Here is an 18796-nt window from a genome sequence, read left to right as displayed (position 1 = left end):
CGGCGCATGAGCTTTCTTGTCCGCCAAATTGCCCTGAAAGCCAGCGGGGGCGAGCTCGAGCGCGCCAAGCGGGTCGACGGCGATGAAATGAAAATCGGCCGCGACAGCAGTTGCGGCCTCCACCTGCCCGATCTCGGTGTCGATCCCGAGCATGCGCTGGTCACCCAGCTCGACGAGAGCCACATCGAGGTCGAGAGCCTCAACGGCCAACCGTTCGAGGTCGATGGCCAGTCGGTCCAGCGCAAGGAGATCGACGTCACGCTCGGCTCCGAGCTCAAGTTCGGCAGCCACCGGATCAAGGTCGGACTGTACGAGAGCAAGTTCAGCGGCATCCGCTTTCCCAGCTTCACCGTGCGCCGCGAGACACCGGTCTCGCACTCCAACTCCGATCCCGAGACCAACGAGGCTTACACGCTCAAGGGCCTGGTCCCTAGCAAGCGGATGAGCGCTTGGGCGTTCGCTGCGATGGTCCTGCTGGCGTTCCTTGCCTGGCCGATCTGGAGCTACGCCAGCTACAGCGATCTCGCCCTCAAGAAGAATGCCGAACGTCCCGCCGGCTATCACGCCGACAAGAGCTGGGAATCGGGTAAGCTCAGCAAGGCGCACGCATCGCTCGAGAACGATTGCCAGGCATGCCACGTCAAGCCGTTCGTCGCGGTTCGCGACAACGCCTGCCAGACCTGCCACACCAAGGTCCACGATCACATCAAGGACACCGGCCGTCTGATCCAGGCACGCGGCGCGCCCGGCGGTTTCGCCGCGTTCCAGCGCGCGGTGGCGACGACCTTCAACAAGCCCGCGGGGCGCTGTGTGGAATGTCACACCGAGCACGAGGGTGCGGGTGATATGGCTCCGACCGAGCAGAAGTTCTGCACCGATTGCCATGCCGGATTGAAAACGCGCTTGCCCGACACCCGCCTGCCCGACGCCGCCGACTTCGGCACTTCGCATCCGCAGCTGATGCCGACGGTGGTGGTCGATCCCAGCAACGCGATGAACCCGATGACCAAGCAAATCGCCTGGTCGCCCACCGCCAAGGAATTCTCGGGCGTCAAGTTCACCCACGCCCAGCATCTCTCGACGGTCAACGGCGTCGCCCAGATGGTCCGCCGCCGCCCCAACGAATTTCCCGATCAGGAAGGGCTCAATTGCGAGAACTGCCACCAGTCCGATCCCAGCGGGGTCTGGTACAAGCCGGTGGTGATGGAGGAGGCCTGCCAGACCTGTCACAGCCTGACGTTCGACAAGGTTGGCGGCACCTTCCGCACGCTGCGCCATGGCGAACCCGAACAGGTGGTGGCCGACTTGCGCGGCTTCTTCGCCGCGGGCGCGCCGCCGCGTCCGATCAACCTCGACAGCATGAGCCGCCGTGTGCCTGGCGACCGCGCCGCGGCCGAGACGGCGAGCGACTATGCCCGCGCGGTGCGGTTCTATCCGACCGAAGCGGGCCAGGCGATCAACATGCTGTTCAACAAGGGCGGCGCCTGCTTCGACTGCCACAACATCACCCGCAATGGCAGCGCGGCCACCGCGGGCTACAACGTCCAGAACGTGGTCCAGACCCAGCGCTATTACCACAAGGGCTGGTTCACCCACGCCAAGCACACCAAGTTTGATTGCGTCGATTGCCATGTGAAGGCCAAGACCAGCAACGACGCCACCGACCTGCTCGTCCCCGGACTCGACGGCGAGGGCGGCTGCCGCACCTGCCACGTCGGCGGAACCGGCGCCAAGCTGGCTTCCAGTCACGTCAAGCAGGCGGTCGATTCGAGCTGCGCGATGTGCCACGACTACCACCTCGACGAGAAAGCTCCGTGGTTGACCAGGTTGCCCGCATCGCGGCGGGCTTCCTACGACCGCCGCCGCAACGGGGGCGCTGCCGCGTCCTCCTCGCGGTGAGGGGTTCGTCCCGCTAAAAGAACAATGAAATGCTGGTCGCACAGATTACCGATATCCATCTCGGCTTCGAGCCGGACTCGCCGGGCGAATTCAATCGCCAGCGGCTGGACGCGACGCTCGCGGCGCTGACCGCGCTCGACCCGCCGCCCGACCTGATGCTGGCGACGGGCGACCTCGTCGATCGCGGTGACGTCGCCAGCTATCGCCGCTTGCGCGAGGCGTTCGCGGAGCTGCCATTCCCGGTCCACTACGCGCTGGGCAACCACGACGTACGGCACAACTTCGCCGAGGTGTTTCCCGAAGCCCCGCTGACCGACGGTTTCCTGCAATACACCATTGATGACGGCCCAGTGCGGCTGGTGGTGATCGATACGCTCGAGGAAGGCCGCCACGGCGGAGCGTTTTGCGACGCGCGCGCCGCATGGCTGCGCCAGACGCTGGATGCGGCGCCGGATCGCCCGACGCTGATCGTCCAGCATCATCCACCGGTCGAGGTAGGGATCGCGTGGATGAACACCGATCCGGCCGAGCCGTGGGTGCACCGCCTGGCCGATTGCCTGCGCGGTCGCGACAACGTGATCGGGCTGGTCTGCGGCCACATCCACCGCGCGATCGTGACCCGCTGGGAAGACGTTGTCGTCGCGACCTGCCCCTCGACTGCGCCGCCGGTGGCGCTCGAGCTCAAGCCGATCGACCCCGCGGTGGCCGATGGCCGCCCGTTGATCGTGGCCGATCCGCCCGCCTACGCGCTCCACTGGTGGAACGGCCGCGAACTGATCAGCCACTACGATACCGCCACCGACCACCAGGTGCTGGCGCACTACGACGAGGGCTTGCAAGCGATGATCGGTGCGATGCTGGAGGAGCGGCCGGTTTAGGGCTCACTTGCGATGTTTCGTCTTCCCTCGACATGAGGGGATACCGGTGCCGCCAGATTACCGGCTCCGCCGTGCGTCCCTTCCCAGTTCCGCCATCTGCGGCGCGTCGCGGCCGTAGAGGTCGTCACGGAAGACGATCCGCCCGTCGTCGGGCGCGGCGGTGAGGTAGGTGATGTAGACGGGCACCGGCTGCTCGAGAGGCACGACCTGCTCGACCCCCCCTTTCTTCGCCTGCGGCATCTTGCCGAACAACCACTTGCCCAGCCGTGGCGCGTCTTCGAGACGCACGCAGCCCGAGCTGGCGAAGCGAACCTCTTCCTTGAGCAGCGCCTTGTCCGGAGTGTCGTGGAGATAGATGCCCTGGCTATTGGGGAAGTTGAATTTCACCTTGCCCATGAAATTGCTCTTGCCCGGAAGCTGCCGCACGCGCAGCTCTTTGGTGCCGGCCTCGACCGCCTTCCAATCGATCTTGGCGGGGTTGAGCACCTTGGGCTTGTTCGAAAAGTCGCTGAGCGCCTGATAACCCTTTGATTTCAGATAGCCCAGGCCGTTCTTGTTGACGTTCCACGCGATCCGGCTGCTGACCAGATCGGGCGGCACGTTCCAGTACGGGTTGAGCACCGCGTTGCTGATCAGACCGGCGATCATCGGGGTCGGCTCGCTCGGCTTGCCCACCACCACCTTCATCAGAATCGACGATCTTGCCGTTCTCGAACATGTACAGGCGCGCCCCGGCGGCATCGACCAGAACATAGCGCGCCGCCGGGTTTGCCGGGATCGCGCGCGCGCGTTCGAGGTTGAGCTGGACCAGTTCTGTATCGCCCTCTCCCAGTTCGCGGGCCGCCAGCGCATCGCGCAGATTGTTGTAGAACGGGTGCATCCACGCCATGTCGTCGACATAGCGTTCGAGCGAAGGCGCTTCGGCGGCCGCGGTCAGCGCGGCGTTGGCGCTGGGCACGATCGGCGCCAGCAGGTTGCTCTGATAGCTCATCCCGGCATCGCGGGTGGCCCGGGTGCCCTGGACGTAGGCGGCGAAGGTCTTGGAGAAAGCCAGTTCGGCCTTGGCCAGATCGTCGGCGTCGCCGCGGCGCGCGCGCTTGAGATAGCCGCGAAGGCGATCGGCCTGGAGCGCCTTGCGGCTCAGTCCGTCGAACTGCGCGGTCGCGACCAGTTTGTAGAGCGCCTCGGCCGCCTGGTTCGGCGCGTCGCCCTCGATCCACAGCGGGCGATAGCCGCGCGCGATGTAAAACCCGCGCAGCGTGGGATCGAGCTTGGTATTGGCGTCGAGCGCCGCCATCATCTGCTGCGGCGGCAGCTCGGCATGCGCGAGCGACGGCGCCAGCATCGCTGCCGCCGCCGCCGTAACCGCAATTAGGACAAACCCGGCGGAACGGCTTTGCCGCTCCGCCGTGGGTCGGTTGCGCATTCAGCCGCGCTCGCCGGTGCGCACCGGAGTGCTCGATACCGGCTGAATCACGGGGCCACCTTCGTAGTACTGGCCTTCGCGGGTGTAGCCGTCGACGCAGCCGTCGTTGTTGTGATCGGTCCAGATCGCCCCGGCGAGACCGCCGACCGCTGCGCCGATCAGTGCGCCTTCAAGCGGGTTGATGCCTCCGATCAGCGCACCCGCGCCCGCGCCGCCGACCGCGCCGACGCCGGCTCCGGTCGCCGCGCCGCCGAGCACCGATTTGCACTGCGGGGCAGCCGCGGCATAGGTCGGGCGCCCTTCGTAGTACTGGCCGTTCTGGACATAGCCGTCGGCATAGCCATCGTTGTTGCGATCGGCCCAGATCGCGCCGCCGATACCGCCGACCGCGGCGCCGATCACCGCGCCTTCGATCGGGCTGAGGCCGCCGACCACCGCGCCGACGCCCGCGCCTGCAGCAGCGCCGATCGCCGCCCCGGTGCCTGCGCTGGCGAGCGTGCTGTCGTGATTCATCGAGGTGCAGCCGCCGAGCGAAAGTGCGGTGGCGCCGAATAGAATGAGTGCTGTCTTGTGCATGATGCTTCTCCGCAAGTCCCTGATAGGAGCGCGAAAGCGGCGAGATTCCCGGAACATCGAAACACGGTGCAACCCGAAAGACTCGTGGCCTTCGTGGTGGGGTAACGGCAATCGGTACGATTCCGTTCCCCGCACGGTTCCGCGACTTGTCGCGATTGCGCCACCCGTGGCCTTAAGCCGGCAGCGGTTCGGCCTTGAACGCGTGCACCCCGTCGCCGTCGCCCGCGGCGAGTAACCTCTCCAAAGGCTTGGCGAAAGCGATCAGCATGATCGCCCCGGCAACGGGCAATGTGGCCGTGAGGAGGAAATAGGCGGGTGCACCCAGCGGCTCGTAAAATCGTCCGAGATAGCCTAGCAGGAAGAAGCCCAGCGCGCCCGACAGGCTCGAGATCGCGAACATCGTGCCGTTGACCGAGCGCGGCGCATAGCGTGCGATCAGCGCCTTTGAAGGCGGGTCGTTCCAGGCGTAGGAGAAGTCGAGCACCAGGTAGAACGCCAGCCAGCCGATCATCGGCACTTTGGCCAGCGTCGAAAGAAGGGCGATCCCGACGAACGAGGCGGCTACCATCACATTGGCGATCCCGACCTTGCGAATGTCGCTCGGCTCGCGGCCCCGCGCGGCCAGCCGGGTCCAGGCCCAGTTGGCGAAGATCACGCCGACGATGGTCAGGATGCCGTCCGCGGTGAGCACCCAGGTGACCGGAAGCTCCCATCCTCCGACCGTTCGGTCGACTGCGGTGTCGGCCCAGACCACCATGATTCCGTAGGCCTGCTGCGCGGCGGCGAAGAAGAATATCTTGGGCACCAGCAGCAGCACAATCGCGCCGACCGAAGTCCACTGGCCGCGCGTCAAAGGCGCTGACTTCTCGCCGCGTGCGATCAGATCGGGCGGGAAGTGACGGCGACCGGCAAGGTATGTCGCCAGCCCGCACAGCATCCCGATTCCCGCCGCGCCGAAGCCCCAATGCCAGCCGACCTTCTCGCCCAGCGTCCCCGCGATCAGCGGCGCGGCCAGCGCCCCGACGTTGAGCGCCATCAGATAGATCCCGAAAGCGCGGGTGCGGCGTGTGTCCTCGGGCGCGTATAATCCCCCGATCTGCGAAACCAGGTTGCTGATGAACAGGCCGCCACCCGCGATCAGCAGGGCCAGCGCAAGCAGGAAAGCCTGCTCGCTGGCCATCGTCAGGTGGCCCGCGCTCATCAGCAGCGCCCCCATCGTGACGGTCTTGGTCCGTCCCAGCACGCGGTCGCCGAGATAGGCGCCCGCCAGCGGCGTCACCAGGATCAGCCCCGAATAGAGTCCGAAAGTCTGCGCCGCGAGCGCAAGGTCGGTCATCGGCCCGAAGATCGCCTCAAGCACGGTGCGGTAAGTGCCCAGCCCGGCCACCTTGCCCGAATTTTCGGGCAGCAGCAGGTACTTGGTCATGTACAGCATCAGCAGCGATTGCATCGAATAGAAGCTGAAGCGCTCCCACAGCTCGGTACCCGCCAGGTAGCCGAGTCCTTTGGGATGGCCGAAGAATGCGTGATCGCCAGACTGCAGCGCGTGGGCGCCGGTGGGATCGGCGATGTCCTCGCCGTGAAGGCCGGTGCCGGATTCGGTGGTGGTCATGCGGCCGTGTCCCCCACAAACGCTTGCCCGCGCCTGAATAGGCACGGGGTATAGCATCCGGCGAAAAGTCCTACTCCAATTCGCCGCTTGTCCATCGACAAGCTGAGGATGAACGGGATCTCCTGGTCGGGACCGCGGGCCTACCGCACCCCCGCCAGCGTCTTTTGCCGCCGCCGCTGGACCGAGCTGCCCAGCCCTATCGCCTCGCGGTATTTGGCCACCGTCCGCCGGGCGAGATCGAAGCCCTTGCCGCGCAAGAGCTCGACCAGGGTATCGTCGGAGAGGATCGCGTCGGGCTGCTCCGCCTCGATCAGCGCGCGGATTTGCGCCTTGACGGTCTCGGCCGAAACCGCGCCCTCGCCATCGGCGGAAGCGACCCCGCTGGTAAAGAAGTATTTCAGCTCGAAGGTGCCGCGCTCGCAATTGAGATACTTGTTCGAGGTGACCCGGCTGACCGTGGATTCGTGCATTTCGATCGCCTCTGCGACGGTGCGCAGGGTCAGCGGCTTGAGCTCGGCCACGCCGCGGCGGAAGAACCCGTCCTGCTGCTTGACCAGTTCGGCGGCGACCTTGAGGATCGTCTTCTGGCGCTGGTCGAGCGCTTTGATCATCCAGTTGGCGTCGGCGAGCTTGTCGCCCAGCCAGCCGCGTGATTCCTTGTCGCTGCACGATCGCTTGAGCTCGACGTAGTAGCTTCGGTTGACCACCAGCCGCGGCAGCGTCGCCTGGTTGAGCGCGATGTCCCAGCCGCCGTCGGCGCGAGCGCGGATCAGGATGTCAGGCGTGACCGATTCCGCCTGGCCGCCGCCGAACCGCAGACCCGGGCGCGGATCGTAGCTGCGCAGTTCGGCGAGCATGTCGGCGAAATCCTCGTCATCGACCCCGCACATCCGCTTCAACTGGGCGAAGGCGCCCTTGGCGACGAGATCGAGGTTCTCGATCAGCCGCTTCATGCACGGATCGTGGCGGTCGGCCTCGATCGCCTGCAGCGCGAGGCATTCGGACAATGAGCGCGCACCGACCCCGGTCGGGTCGAGCGACTGGACCAGGCGCAAGGCGTCCTCGATCTCGGCGAGCGGTGCCCCCAGCATTTCGGCGATCTCGCGCAGCGGAGTTTCGAGGTAGCCCGCCTCGCTGAGCTGGTCGATCAGCCAGCGGGCGATGGCCGCCTGCCGCGCATCGCGCGCGGCGGGGCCGACCTGGGCGTGGAGGTGTTCGGCCAGGCTCGGCTCGCCCCCGCCCCGCTCCTCGAGCGAGAGGCTTTCCCCGCCCCCGCCCCCGCTATCGCCGCCGCGTTCCAGCTCGAACGCGGATGCGCGCTCGCTGCCGTCGCCGGTGTCACGGTCGCGGTCGAGTGCGGTGGCGTCGATGTCGAGCGGGCGATCGTCAGCGGCGCGGCCCTCGCCGATCAACCGATCGATGGGGGAGCTTTCCAGGCTGGTGCGGCGTTCGTCGGGAAGCTCGAGCTCGACCGCATCGCCCGGCGCTCCGGCCTCGCCCGCTTCGAGCAGCGGATTGTCCGCCACCGCCTCGGCGACCACCGTTTCCAGTTCGAGGTTGGACAACGCCAGCAGCTTGATCGCCTGCTGGAGCTGGGGGGGTCATCACCAGCGACTGGCTTTGCCTCAGGTCCAGGCGAGGACCCAGCGCCATAAGCCTACCCTGTTCCCGGCCGTCCTGAACTTGCCGAAGCGCCGTGCTTCACTCCTGGCACGGCGCCTGCAGCAAGAAAGGACGGTGCTTCGACACGCTCAGCACGAGCGGAAGGTGAGAACCGGTTCACAACGTGAACCCCTCGCCCAGATAAAGGCGCCGCACGTTCTCGTCCGCCACCAGCGCTTCGGGCGAGCCCGCAAACAGCACCTGGCCGCCATAGATGATGCAGGCGCGGTCGACGATGTCGAGCGTTTCGCGGACGTTGTGATCGGTGATCAGCACCCCGATCCCGCGCGCGGCCAGGTCCTTGACCAGATCGCGGATGTCGCTGATCGAGAGCGGATCGATCCCCGCGAAAGGCTCGTCCAGCAGCATGATCGAGGGATTGGCGGCCAGCGCCCGGGCGATTTCGCAGCGCCGCCGCTCGCCGCCGGACAGCGCCATCGCCGGACTGGCGCGCAGCCGGGTCAGCCCGAATTCGCCGAGCAGGCGTTCCAGTTCGGCGGCACGGGTGGCCTTGTCCGGCTCGACCAGCTCGAGCACGCTGGCGATGTTCTGCTCGACCGTCATCCCACGGAAGATCGAGGTTTCCTGCGGCAGATAGCCCAGCCCCAGGATCGCCCGGCGATACATCGGCAGACGGGTTATATCGATCCCGTCGAGCAGGATCCGCCCGCTGTCGGGGCGGACCAGCCCCATGATCGAATAGAAGCAGGTGGTCTTGCCCGCGCCGTTCGGACCGAGCAGGCCGAGCACCTCGCCCTTGCCCACCGCAAGCGAAATGTCGCTGAGCACCGCGCGCTTGTCATAGCTCTTGGCGATCGAGACCACCTCCAATCCGCCTTGGGGAATCGGAGGCGACGCGCCATTGACGCCTGAGGCGGCGGCCTGCGTGGCGGCGATAGCGGGGTCGTGAGCCAGGTTCATCGGGCTGTATTCGGTCGCATGAAGTGGTCCATAGCACGCGAGCCATGGCGGGAAAGCCCCCGCCACCACGCGTCTGGCAGGATTTATGCATGACTCGCCGTTTGCCGCAGGGCGGACATTTGGTGAATAGGCTTGCCGAGGGTGGCGGAAGGGGTGATAGTCGGGTCCGGGACCAGGATGGAGTCAAGGACATGGCCAAAGCCGTGCGCGACCACCGAAACACGTTCACGCGCAGCACCGATGTCCGGAGCGATAGTCCGCGCGCGGCGGCGCATCCGTGTGACTGGCGCAAGGCGATGAGCGACAATGTCGCCTATGCCCTGCTGGTCTACACCGCGCTGCAGATCTTCATGACCATCGGCGCGATGAAGAAGTTTACCCAAGGGTCGATCCTGCCGTACTTTTCGCTGATCGTGCTCGTCGCCGCGATCATCCCCGCCTGCCGCCGGTTCGAGCGGCGCTGGGAAAAGCTCAGCGACGATCAGGCCGCCGACGCTTCGCTGCGCGGCTATTATCGCCGCGACCAGGCGTTCCTGTGGCTGCTCGCGATCGGGCTGCCGTTCGTCCTGACCGGCCTGATCCTGGGTATCGAGCGCATCGGCTGAAGCGTTCCGGGCGGTTTGACCGCCCTTTGCCCCACCGTTAGAGGCGTGTCCTCGCCCGCATTCCGCCGGCACCCAAGTCAGGTCAGGGTCGCCCCATGCTGTCCCCGGAACAAGCGCAAGCCCATTGCCAGGCGTTGGTTGAGCGTGCCCGCGCCGCTGGCGCCGACGCCGCCGACACGCTGTTCGCCGCCGATTCCTCGCAAAGCGTGCAGGTCCGGCTGGGTGCGCTCGAGGATGTCGAGCGCTCCGAAAGCGAGCACGTCTCGTTGCGGGTGTTCGTCGGCCAGGGGACCGCGAGCATCGGCTCGTCCGACCTGTCCGACGCAGCGCTGGCCGAGCTGGCCGCGCGGGCAGTGGCGATGGCTCGCGCCGCGCCCGAGGACAAGTATGCCGGGCTGGCCCCCGAGGATTTGCTGCTGCGCGGCCTTCCCCCGCAGCTCGACCAGGCCGATCCGCGCGAATTTGCTCCCGGCGAACTGCGCGCGCGGGCCGAGCAGGCGGAGGACGCCGCGCGCGCGGTCGCCGGGGTGACCAACTCCGAGGGCGGCAGCGCCAGCATCGGCGCGGCGGTGGTCGCGCTGGCGACCAGCGCGGGCTTTGCGGGCGCGTATGCCTCCACCAGCCATTCGCTCTCGGCCAGCGTGATCGCGGGCGAGGGCGCGGGAATGCAGCGCGACTACGCCTGGCGCGTCGCGCGCCACGCCGCCGACTTGCCCGGCCCGGACGAGATCGGAGCGCTGGCGGGGGAGCGCGCGGTCGCGCGGCTCGATCCGCAGCCGCTGAGCAGCGGCCCGCGCCCGGTGGTATTCTCGCCGCGGGTCGGCGGATCGCTGGTCGGGCATTTGCTCGGCGCGATCAGCGGCGCGGCGATCGCGCGCAAGGCCAGTTTCCTGCTCGGCCGCGCGGGCGAGGCGGTGTTCGCGCGCGGGATCACCATCCGCGACGATCCCCACCGGCTGCGCGGGCTGCGCTCGCGCCCGTTCGACGGCGAAGGTCTGCCCACCGCGCCGCGCGCGCTGGTCGAGGACGGGCGGCTGACCGGCTGGCTGATGGATTCGGCCTCGGCGCGCCAGCTTGGCCTGGCTCCCACCGGCCACGCGGTGCGCGGCCAGGGCGGCTCGCCGGGGGTCGGCGCGAGCAACGTGTGGATCGAGCCGGGCGCGGCCAGCGTGGCCGACCTGATCGGCGACATCGCCGACGGGGTCTATGTCACCGAGCTGATCGGCCAGGGGGTCAACGGCGTGACCGGCGACTACAGCCGCGGCGCCAGCGGCTTGCGGATCGTGAACGGGCAATTCGCCGGGCCGGTCGCGGGGATCACGATCGCCGGCAACCTGCTGGAGATGTTCGCGCACCTCAGCGCGGCGAACGACCTTGAGATCTACCGCGGGATCGACGTGCCGACGCTGCGGGTCGACGGGATGACGGTGGCGGGGGAATAAGGTCTTCCCGAGACAAGCTCGGAAAGCATCGACCTATTTCTTCGCCCGCGCGATCGCTTCCTCGACGATCCGCCGCGCCTCATCGGCATCGCCCCACTTGCCGACCCGGACCCACTTCTCGGATTCCAGGTCCTTGTAGTGGGTGAAGAAGTGCTCGATCTGCTGGAGAACGATTGAGGGCAGGTCCTGGCGCTCGCCGATGTCGGAATAATAGGGAAACGTGGTGTCCACCGGCACGCAGATCAGCTTCTCGTCGCCGCCGGCTTCGTCTTCCAAGTTGAGCACCCCGATCGGGCGGGCGCGGACGACGCAGCCGGGGATGAACGGGCTGCGCGCGATCACCAGCGCGTCGAGCGGGTCGCCGTCGGGGCTGAGCGTGTGCGGCACGAACCCATAGTTGGCGGGATAGCGCATCGGCGTGTGGAGGATGCGATCGACGAACAGTGCGCCGCTGGCCTTGTCGAACTCGTACTTCACCGGCTCGCCGCCGACCGGCACCTCGATGATCACGTTGAGGCTTTCGGGCGGGTTGTCGCCGACGGGAATCTTGCTGATGTCCATGGCCGTGGCCCGTAGCCCTAATGCTGCACTGCGGCAATCCTACTTTCCGCCCAGCGTGTTGATCGTGAACGCGATCACTCCGATGTTGAAGACGAACGCGGCGAAGCTGTGGAGCAGCGCGATGTGGCGGATTTTCGGCGCGGTGATCGCGGTGTCGGAGGTCTGGAAGGTCATCCCCAGGGTCCCGGCGAAATAGGCGAAGTCCTTGTAGTCGGGGGTCTTGGTGCCGGGAAAGTCGATCCCCGCCGCGTCCTTGCCCGTCTTCTCCTCGCGCGAGTAGAACAGGTGGGCATAGTGCAGCGCGTAGACCGTGTTGGCGAACAGCCAGATCAGCAGCAGCGTGCCGATCAGCTTGGCCATCGCCGCCGGATCGTGCGCTTGCGCGCCCTTCAGCTCGGCGGTGATCGCGGCCATCACCGCGAAAGTGAGCAGCGTGGTGACCACCAGCAGCGCCACCCGGTTGGCGTCGTTCTCGGCGGCGTGCTTGCGGATATCCACCGCCTCGCTGTCGCGCAGCAGCGGGATCAGCGAGAGCAGGAACACCGCCGCGGCGAAATCGAACGCCATCGCCAGCGGATCGAGCCAGGCGTTGGTGTGCATCACCGCGCGATAGACGAACAGGCCTGCGGGCAGGAGCACGAGGAACAGCACAAAACGCGGTGGCGCGATCCGGTTGCCCAGCTTCAGAGCGTCTCGCGCCCGGCTCACTTGCGGACTTTTGGCGCGAGCAGGCGGTCGAGCCCGGCCTCGCCCTTTGTGGTCTTCTCCAGCCACGGATAGCGCAGGCCTCCGTGCCAATCGACCGGCACAGTGCGCACCGAATCGCCGCGCTTGACGATCAGGCGGAGGGGCTCCTTGCCCCCCTTGGCCGCGGTGATCGCGCTCTTGATCTCGTCGGCGCTGTAGGCGACCTCGTTGATCGCGATGATCTGGCTTCCGGTCACCAACCCGGCGTCGAACGCGGGACTGTCCCAGCGGACGCCGGTGACCTTGCCGTCGCCATCGAGGCTTAGCCCGAGCGAGTAGGCGAGGTTGGTGGACTTGACGTTGCCGTAGCGGCCTTCGTCGTAGGAATTGGGCTTGTCTTTCCAAACCAGCCGATAGCCGGCCTGTTCGATCCCGGCGAGCGGCGCGGGCTGGCCGGGAGTCTTGATCCGCGTGGTCAGGAACGTCGCCCAGTCATACGGATAGACCGCGTTGAGCGTTCTTACGACCTCGTCGAAATCGTAGGTCAGCTCGCCCCAGTCGCCGTCGCGCATCCCGAAAAAAGCGCGCGCGAAGTCGTCGAGCCCACGCGCGCCGCGCGTGCCCTGGCGGATCACCTGGTCGGCCTCGAGCCAGACGAGCGCGCCTTCGGTGTAGTAGTCCTCCGAGCGGGTGAGCGAGGTGTAGGGCACCGGGCGGCGGCGGTTGATGATCGGATCGTTGGTGGTGTCCTCGACCGAGCGCCAGCCGCGTCCCGGCTGGCCTTCCGAATAGGTCGCTGCGGCGGCGGCGAACATGTCGAGCACGGTCTGCTTGTTCTGTACGCCCGATCTCGCCGCCAGGACATAGCCCCAGAACTGGGTCTGCCCCTCGTAGACCCACAGCAGGCTGTCCTGCATCGGGGTGCGGTAGTCGGGGGTCCACAGGTCCGCCGGGCGGCGGTATTTGCCGTTCCACGAGTGGACGAATTCGTGCGGGATCACGTTGTGGTCCCAGTCCATCTTGTCCCACTCGATCCAGTCCCTGGGTTCGTACTGGTTCTCGCTCGACCGGTGGTGCTCAAGGCCGATGCTGCCCATCCGGTCGGTCAACGCCAGCAGGAAATCGTAGTGATCGAAGTGCCGTGCGCCGAACAGCGCCAGCGCCTCGTCGGTCAGGTTGCGATAGGTCTGCATGCGGTTCGGCGCGATCGCCAGCAGCTCGGGCTTGTCGGCGATGGCATCCATCCACACCCCGTGACCGATGTCGGTGCGCACCGCATGCTTGCCCGCGAAAACGGGCGAATCGACCAGCGCATCGTACTCGGTCGCCGCCCAGCTTACCGTGCTGCCCTTGGTGGACCTGCCGTCCAGCGCGGTGAAGACCGTCCAGCCCTCGGGAAACTTGACCGTCGGCTTGACCTTGATCTGGCGGACATAGAAGCCGGCCGGGTACAGGCTCATCTTCTCCCACTGGAGGTTCAGCATCTCGCGGGTCATCGTGATCCGGCCTTCGCTCGATTGCAACGGCGAGGTGTGGACGAACCTTGCGGTCACTTCACGCGCACTATCGGGGATGGCGACGTGGAACGCATAGACATCGACGGGATCGCGCCTCCACGCCAGCGGCTTGCCGTTGGCGGTGAAACGCAGATCGTTGATCAGCGCGGCGTTGCCGGTGGGCGAATGGTTGCCCGGAAGCCATTGCGGCAAGAGGAGGACGAAGTCCGACGCGCCCGGCCTGACCGGAATCGTCTGGGTCACGCGATAGACCCCGCGGGCGACATCGGTTGCATCGATGTCGAGGCCCATCGTTCCGGGATAGGGAACGTCCTGCGCCGCGGGGATGGTGCTCGAGATCGGCAGCGCCATCGGCGTCGATCGCTGCGCCTGCGCGGCAAGTGGCGAGGTGGCGAGGAGAAGGGCGGCGAGGAGCGGTGCGACCGCGCGTGCGTTGTGCATGCCCCCTCAATGCCGGGATGCGGTTTCGGTTGCAACGGGTCGCGTTTGCATCCCCCTTCCCGCGGGCGGGAGGGGGAATGAGCGCCGCCCTTTCCCCAAATCCCCATTCCCGCTAAGCGCCGCGCCAGCATGACCACGCCCAAAACCCCGCCCCTGAAAACGCCTCAGGCCATCCGCGGCACCCAGGACATCTTCGGCGCCGAGGCCGAGGCGTTCCAGCACGTGGTCGAAACCTTCGAACGCGTGCGCAAGCTGTACCGCTTCCGCCGGATCGAGATGCCGGTGTTCGAGAAGACCGAAGTGTTCAGCCGCTCGATCGGCGAGACCACCGATGTCGTCTCCAAGGAGATGTACAGTTTTACGGATCGCGGCGATGAATCGCTGACCCTGCGCCCCGAATTTACCGCCGGCATCGCCCGCGCCTACCTTACCAACGGCTGGCAGCAGCACGCGCCCTTGAAGGTCGCCACCCACGGGCCCTTGTTCCGCTACGAACGCCCGCAAAGGGCCGCTACCGCCAGTTCCACCAGCTCGACGCCGAAATCATCGGCGCGGGCGAGCCGCAGGCCGACGTCGAGCTGCTGGCGATGGCGGATCAACTGCTCAAGGAACTGGGCATCGCGGACGGGGTGACCTTGCAGCTCAACACGCTGGGCGATGGCGCCAGCCGCGAGGCGTGGCGGACGGCGCTGGTCGAATACTTCCGCGATCACCGGGCGAATTTGAGCGAGGACAGCCAGGAGCGGCTGGAACGAAATCCCCTGCGCATCCTCGACAGCAAGGACCCGCGCGACAAGGCGTTCCTGGCCGACGCGCCCAAGATCGACGCCTTCCTGAGCGGCGAGGCGCAGGCGTTCTTCGGCAAGGTCTGCGATGGGCTGGCCGCGGCGGGCGTCGCTTGGCAGCGCGCGGAATCGCTGGTGAGAGGTCTGGACTACTATCGCCACACCGCCTTCGAGTTCGTCACCGACCGGCTGGGCGCGCAGGGCACGGTGCTAGGCGGCGGGCGCTATGACGGGCTGATGGAGACGCTGGGCGGGCCCCACACCCCGGCGGTCGGCTGGGCGGCGGGGATCGAGCGGCTGGCGATGCTGGTGGGGGAGGTGCCAGTGCCGATATCGGTGGCGGTAGCCCCTGATAGCCCAGAACTGGAGGCTGACGCCCTCACAATCCTCAACAAGCTGCGTTGTGCTAGCATTCCTGCGGACATTGCCTTCAAGGGTAATCCCAAACGGCGAGTCGAGATCGCCCGCAAATCGGCTGCCAGCGGCGTCGTGTTTGTGCGGCGCGCGGACGATCCGAGAGGCCAGTACTACTTGCAGTGGTTCGGAGACGACGAGCATTCGTTCGCGGTGAGGGATGCAGTATTGGCGGCGCTAGGCGTGCCGATGCTGGCTCATGGCAATGTTTGAACTTACCGTCGCCCCGGCGCAGGCCGGGGCCTATCCAACCTGTCGTCGCTGCACGGTGATGGGCTGGTTGGACCCCGGCCTGCGCCGGGGTGACGGGGAGTTTTATTTGGGGACTGCGTCGTGACCATCACCGACGCCCGCCTTGCCCAGATCGCCGAACGGTTCGCCCAGCTCGAAGCGCGCCTCGCCTCAGGCACGCTCGAAGGCGCGGACTTCGTCGCGGCATCGCGCGATTATTCCGAACTCGAACCTGTCGCCCGCGCCGCCGCGTCGGTGCGCGAGATGCGCGGGGAGCTGGCGGAGCTGAGCGCGATCAGCGATCCCGATCCCGAAATGCGCGCGCTGGTGGCCGACGACATCGCCCGGCTCAACGCCGAACTGCCCGCCGCCGAACAGGCGCTGGCCATCGCCATGCTGCCGCGCGATTCCGCCGATGCGCGGCCGGCGATGCTCGAAATCCGCGGCGGGACCGGGGGCGACGAGGCGGCGTTGTTCGCGGCCGACCTGTTCCGCATGTACGAGCGCTTCGCCGCCGAGCAGGGCTGGAAGGTCGAGGTCATCTCGGCCAACGTCAACGATCTGGGCGGATACAAGGAAATCGTCGCCAACATCGCCGGAACCGGCGTGTTCGCGCAGCTCAAATACGAAAGCGGCGTCCATCGCGTCCAGCGGGTGCCCGTCACCGAAAGCGGCGGGCGCATCCACACCTCCGCCGCGACCGTCGCGGTGCTGCCCGAGCCCGACGAGGTCGATGTCCAGATCGATCCCGGCGACATCAAGATCGACATCTACAGGGCGTCCGGCGCGGGCGGGCAGCACGTCAACACCACCGATTCGGCCGTCCGCCTGACCCATCTGCCCACCGGGCTGGTCGTCATCCAGCAGGACCAGCGCAGCCAGCACAAGAACAAGGACAAGGCGATGCAGGTGCTGCGCACGCGGCTCTACGACCTGCGCCGCGCCGAGGCGCACGGGGCCGAGGCCGAGGCGAGGAAGGCGATGGTCGGTTCGGGCGACCGCTCCGAACGCATCCGCACCTACAACTTCCCGCAAGGCCGGGTCACCGATCACCGCATCGGGTTGACGCTGCACCGGCTGCCGGAAATCCTCGAAGGCCCGGGCCTGGGCGAACTGATCGCCGCGCTGATCGCCGAGGACCAGGCCAAGCGGCTGGCGGCGGTGGGGGAGTGAGGTTTCGGCGGGTCGAGGACAAGCGGGTCTTGGCAAGTCGGTCGGGGTGACCGTCGCGCTCGCCATCCGCGAGGCCGCGGAGGTTCTCGCCCGGGTCTCGGACACCCCGCGGCTCGATGCCGAACTGCTGATGGCGCACGTTCTGGGTCTGTCCCGCCCGGACATGCTGATCCGGGCGATGCGCGATCCGGTCCCGGCGGGAATCGCCGGGCTGGTGGTGCGCCGCCTGAACGGTGAACCCGTCGCCTACATCGTCGGCTCGCAGGATTTCCTCGGGCGATCCTTCAGGGTCGGGCCCGGCGTGCTGATCCCGCGCGCCGACAGCGAGACCACCGTGCTCGCCGCGCTCGCCGCGTGCCCCGCGCCGCGCCGGGTGCTCGATTGCGGGGTGGGATCGGGCGCGCTGTTACTCACCGTGCTGGCCGAGCGCCCCGGCGCGCTGGGGGTGGGGATCGACCGTTCGCCCGAGGCGGTCGCCATCGCGCGCGAAAACGCCGGCATGCTCGCACTTGCTGCTGCCACAATGATGCAACTGGGAGACTGGAATCGCCCCGGCTGGGCCGCCGATCTCGGCCGCTTCGATCTGATCCTCGCCAACCCGCCCTACGTCGAGGACGGCGCCGCGCTCGACCCGCAAGTGCGCGATCACGAGCCCGCCGGGGCCCTGTTCGCAGGCGCGGACGGCCTCGACGCCTATCGCGCGCTGATCCCGCAACTGCCCGCGCTGATCGAGGACGGCGGCGTGGCGGTGGTGGAGATCGGCGCCACGCAGGCCGACGCCGTCGCCGCGCTGGCCCACACCGCTGGTTTCGCGGCCGAACTCCACCGCGATCTGGCCAATCGCCCGCGCGCGCTCGCGCTGTCGGGCCTTGGCAAGAAACCGCTTGGCAAAGCGCGCGATCCGCATTACCTCGAAACCAAGCCAGCAGGTGGATGACAAGGTCCCGCCCGCCCGGCCCACTCCACCATTTGCCGCAGCGCAAGGGCAGCCGCCCCGCTCCGCACCGCAGATGAGGGACTTTCGCAACGCCCTTGTGGGCGCGCGAAAGCGGTACTTCGCGACCGGTCCGGCCCTTTGCCGTCCGCTCGCTCCAGCCAGAGGACGAGGCTGTCTTGAACAACAACAGCAACAACAACCGTAACAATAACAATCGGCGTCGGGGACGGGGCAACAACAACCGGCCGCAGGGCGGGGGTCAGCAGCTCAACCGGATCGACAGCCGCGCGCGCGGCAACGCGCCGCAGATGCTCGAGAAGTATCGCAAGCTGGCTCAGGACGCGCACCTCAATGGCGATCGCGTCCAGGCCGAATACTATCTCCAGTTCGCCGACCACTATTTCCGGGTCAGCGCCGACACCCGCGTCCGCCAGGACGAGCAGCGCGGCGGACGCCCCAACGAGCGTCCGGGCGAGGGCGGCGGCTTCGACGAGAGCGACGAGAACGAGTTCGGCGCCGAGAACGACATCCCCGGCTTCGACCAGCCGATGAACTATCGCCGCGAGGAATCGCGCGAGGCCCGCGAGCCTCGCGAAGAACGCCAGCCGCGGGATCAGCGCCCGCCCGACGGCGCCCGCGAGGCGCGCGGCTACGAGCAGCGCGGACCCCAGCGCCCGCGCGGCGAGGAAAGCCAGGCGAACGGCGAAAGCAATCCGCTAGGCAGTGCCGCGGAAGGCGAAGCGCCAGCCCCCAACCCGTTCGTCCGCAACACCCGCGGCCTGCGCCCCCGCCGCGATCGCGAAGAGCGCCCGGTGACCGGCGGCCCGGTGACCGGTGGCGACGCCGAGGCCGGCGAGCCGATCGGGTTCGACGCGTCGATCCTGCCTCCGGCCATCGCCGAATCGCGGGCGCAGGTGATCGCGAACGAGGCCGAGGCCGAAGAAGCACCGGCCCCGCGCCGCCGTGGTCGTCCGCGCAAGACCCCACTTCCCGACGGCGGCGAACCGCTCGAGGTGGTGACCGGCTGAT

14 protein-coding genes and 3 pseudogenes are annotated in these 18796 nt (G+C 67.5%); 8 read left to right on the top strand and 9 right to left on the bottom strand.

Features of this window, described 5'->3' with window-relative positions:
* Positions 1-6 precede the first annotated feature (6 nt).
* Complete coding sequence (locus GKE62_RS09095; protein WP_154691964.1) at positions 7-1899, top strand: cytochrome c3 family protein; 1893 nt, start codon at positions 7-9, stop codon at positions 1897-1899.
* Between the two features lie 29 nt (positions 1900-1928).
* Positions 1929-2777, top strand: coding sequence for a phosphodiesterase (locus tag GKE62_RS09090; RefSeq protein WP_154691963.1), 849 nt, complete (start codon positions 1929-1931; stop codon positions 2775-2777).
* 57 nt (positions 2778-2834) lie between these two features.
* Here GKE62_RS09090 and GKE62_RS09085 read toward each other — a convergent pair whose 3' ends face one another.
* The 6 genes and pseudogenes from GKE62_RS09085 to lptB all read right to left on the bottom strand — a co-directional run bounded on the left by GKE62_RS09085 (position 2835) and on the right by lptB (position 8974).
* Positions 2835-3464 (bottom strand): L,D-transpeptidase family protein, encoded by a 630-nt coding sequence (locus tag GKE62_RS09085; protein WP_195908686.1) that lies wholly within the window; start codon positions 3462-3464, stop codon positions 2835-2837.
* A 217-nt stretch (positions 3465-3681) separates the two neighbouring features.
* Positions 3682-4074 (bottom strand): annotated as a pseudogene (locus GKE62_RS19745) (hypothetical protein); the annotation flags it as partial.
* A gap of 129 nt (positions 4075-4203) precedes the next feature.
* Positions 4204-4779, bottom strand: a complete 576-nt coding sequence (locus GKE62_RS09075) for a glycine zipper domain-containing protein (protein ID WP_230207036.1) — start codon at positions 4777-4779, stop codon at positions 4204-4206.
* 172 nt (positions 4780-4951) lie between these two features.
* Positions 4952-6391, bottom strand: a complete 1440-nt coding sequence (locus GKE62_RS09070; protein ID WP_195908684.1) for a peptide MFS transporter — start codon at positions 6389-6391, stop codon at positions 4952-4954.
* 140 nt (positions 6392-6531) lie between these two features.
* Positions 6532-8044, bottom strand: a pseudogene (gene rpoN, locus GKE62_RS09065) (RNA polymerase factor sigma-54).
* 126 nt (positions 8045-8170) lie between these two features.
* On the bottom strand, positions 8171-8974 hold the full coding sequence (lptB, locus tag GKE62_RS09060) for an LPS export ABC transporter ATP-binding protein (RefSeq protein ID WP_195908683.1): 804 nt from the start codon (positions 8972-8974) through the stop codon (positions 8171-8173).
* Between the two features lie 191 nt (positions 8975-9165).
* Here lptB and GKE62_RS09055 point away from each other — a divergent pair, with 191 nt between their 5' ends.
* Together GKE62_RS09055 and GKE62_RS09050 are read left to right on the top strand one after the other, a co-directional pair.
* Entirely contained in the window at positions 9166-9579 is a 414-nt protein-coding gene (locus GKE62_RS09055) for a hypothetical protein (RefSeq protein ID WP_230207035.1), read from the top strand.
* A 95-nt stretch (positions 9580-9674) separates the two neighbouring features.
* On the top strand, positions 9675-11021 hold the full coding sequence (locus tag GKE62_RS09050) for a TldD/PmbA family protein (RefSeq protein ID WP_154691959.1): 1347 nt from the start codon (positions 9675-9677) through the stop codon (positions 11019-11021).
* A 33-nt stretch (positions 11022-11054) separates the two neighbouring features.
* Here GKE62_RS09050 and ppa read toward each other — a convergent pair whose 3' ends face one another.
* The 3 genes from ppa to GKE62_RS09035 are packed head-to-tail and all read right to left on the bottom strand — an operon-like array spanning position 11055 to position 14227.
* Entirely contained in the window at positions 11055-11582 is a 528-nt protein-coding gene (gene ppa / locus GKE62_RS09045) for an inorganic diphosphatase (protein WP_154691958.1), read from the bottom strand.
* A gap of 39 nt (positions 11583-11621) precedes the next feature.
* Positions 11622-12290, bottom strand: coding sequence for a DUF1345 domain-containing protein (locus tag GKE62_RS09040; RefSeq protein WP_230207034.1), 669 nt, complete (start codon positions 12288-12290; stop codon positions 11622-11624).
* Positions 12287-14227 carry a M61 family metallopeptidase gene (locus GKE62_RS09035; protein ID WP_154691957.1) on the bottom strand — a complete coding sequence of 647 codons (1941 nt, stop codon included), beginning with the start codon at positions 14225-14227 and terminating at the stop codon, positions 12287-12289. The genes GKE62_RS09040 and GKE62_RS09035 overlap by 4 nt, the downstream gene beginning before the upstream one ends.
* Positions 14228-14356: 129 nt before the next feature.
* Here GKE62_RS09035 and hisS point away from each other — a divergent pair.
* The 4 genes and pseudogenes from hisS to GKE62_RS09015 all read left to right on the top strand — a co-directional run bounded on the left by hisS (position 14357) and on the right by GKE62_RS09015 (position 18795).
* Positions 14357-15639, top strand: a pseudogene (gene hisS / locus GKE62_RS09030) (histidine--tRNA ligase).
* Between the two features lie 120 nt (positions 15640-15759).
* On the top strand, positions 15760-16830 hold the full coding sequence (gene prfA / locus GKE62_RS09025) for a peptide chain release factor 1 (protein WP_154691956.1): 1071 nt from the start codon (positions 15760-15762) through the stop codon (positions 16828-16830).
* A 46-nt stretch (positions 16831-16876) separates the two neighbouring features.
* Positions 16877-17767: a peptide chain release factor N(5)-glutamine methyltransferase gene (prmC, locus tag GKE62_RS09020; protein ID WP_154691955.1), complete on the top strand. Its 891-nt coding sequence runs from the start codon at positions 16877-16879 to the stop codon at positions 17765-17767.
* A gap of 176 nt (positions 17768-17943) precedes the next feature.
* Positions 17944-18795 (top strand): DUF4167 domain-containing protein, encoded by an 852-nt coding sequence (locus GKE62_RS09015; RefSeq protein WP_154691954.1) that lies wholly within the window; start codon positions 17944-17946, stop codon positions 18793-18795.
* The last annotated feature ends 1 nt before the right edge of the window (position 18796 follow it).

Origin of the sequence: Novosphingobium sp. Gsoil 351, assembly GCF_009707465.1 — a bacterium.
Lineage (GTDB): Bacteria > Pseudomonadota > Alphaproteobacteria > Sphingomonadales > Sphingomonadaceae > Novosphingobium.
The sequence above is the reverse complement of the archived record's forward strand: the minus strand, read 5'-3'. Positions and strand labels throughout refer to the sequence as shown.

What these genes read in the sequence shown, in the direction of transcription:
- GKE62_RS09035 (WP_154691957.1), bottom strand. Translation starts at nt 14,227, where the DNA reads ATGCACAACGCACGCGCGGTCGCACCGCTCCTCGCCGCCCTTCTCCTC.
- GKE62_RS09075 (WP_230207036.1), bottom strand. Translation starts at nt 4,779, where the DNA reads ATGCACAAGACAGCACTCATTCTATTCGGCGCCACCGCACTTTCGCTC.
- GKE62_RS09055 (WP_230207035.1), top strand. Translation starts at nt 9,166, where the DNA reads ATGGCCAAAGCCGTGCGCGACCACCGAAACACGTTCACGCGCAGCACC.
- GKE62_RS09070 (WP_195908684.1), bottom strand. Translation starts at nt 6,391, where the DNA reads ATGACCACCACCGAATCCGGCACCGGCCTTCACGGCGAGGACATCGCC.
- GKE62_RS09095 (WP_154691964.1), top strand. Translation starts at nt 7, where the DNA reads ATGAGCTTTCTTGTCCGCCAAATTGCCCTGAAAGCCAGCGGGGGCGAG.
- GKE62_RS09090 (WP_154691963.1), top strand. Translation starts at nt 1,929, where the DNA reads ATGCTGGTCGCACAGATTACCGATATCCATCTCGGCTTCGAGCCGGAC.
- lptB (WP_195908683.1), bottom strand. Translation starts at nt 8,974, where the DNA reads ATGAACCTGGCTCACGACCCCGCTATCGCCGCCACGCAGGCCGCCGCC.
- GKE62_RS09050 (WP_154691959.1), top strand. Translation starts at nt 9,675, where the DNA reads ATGCTGTCCCCGGAACAAGCGCAAGCCCATTGCCAGGCGTTGGTTGAG.
- ppa (WP_154691958.1), bottom strand. Translation starts at nt 11,582, where the DNA reads ATGGACATCAGCAAGATTCCCGTCGGCGACAACCCGCCCGAAAGCCTC.
- GKE62_RS09085 (WP_195908686.1), bottom strand. Translation starts at nt 3,464, where the DNA reads ATGAAGGTGGTGGTGGGCAAGCCGAGCGAGCCGACCCCGATGATCGCC.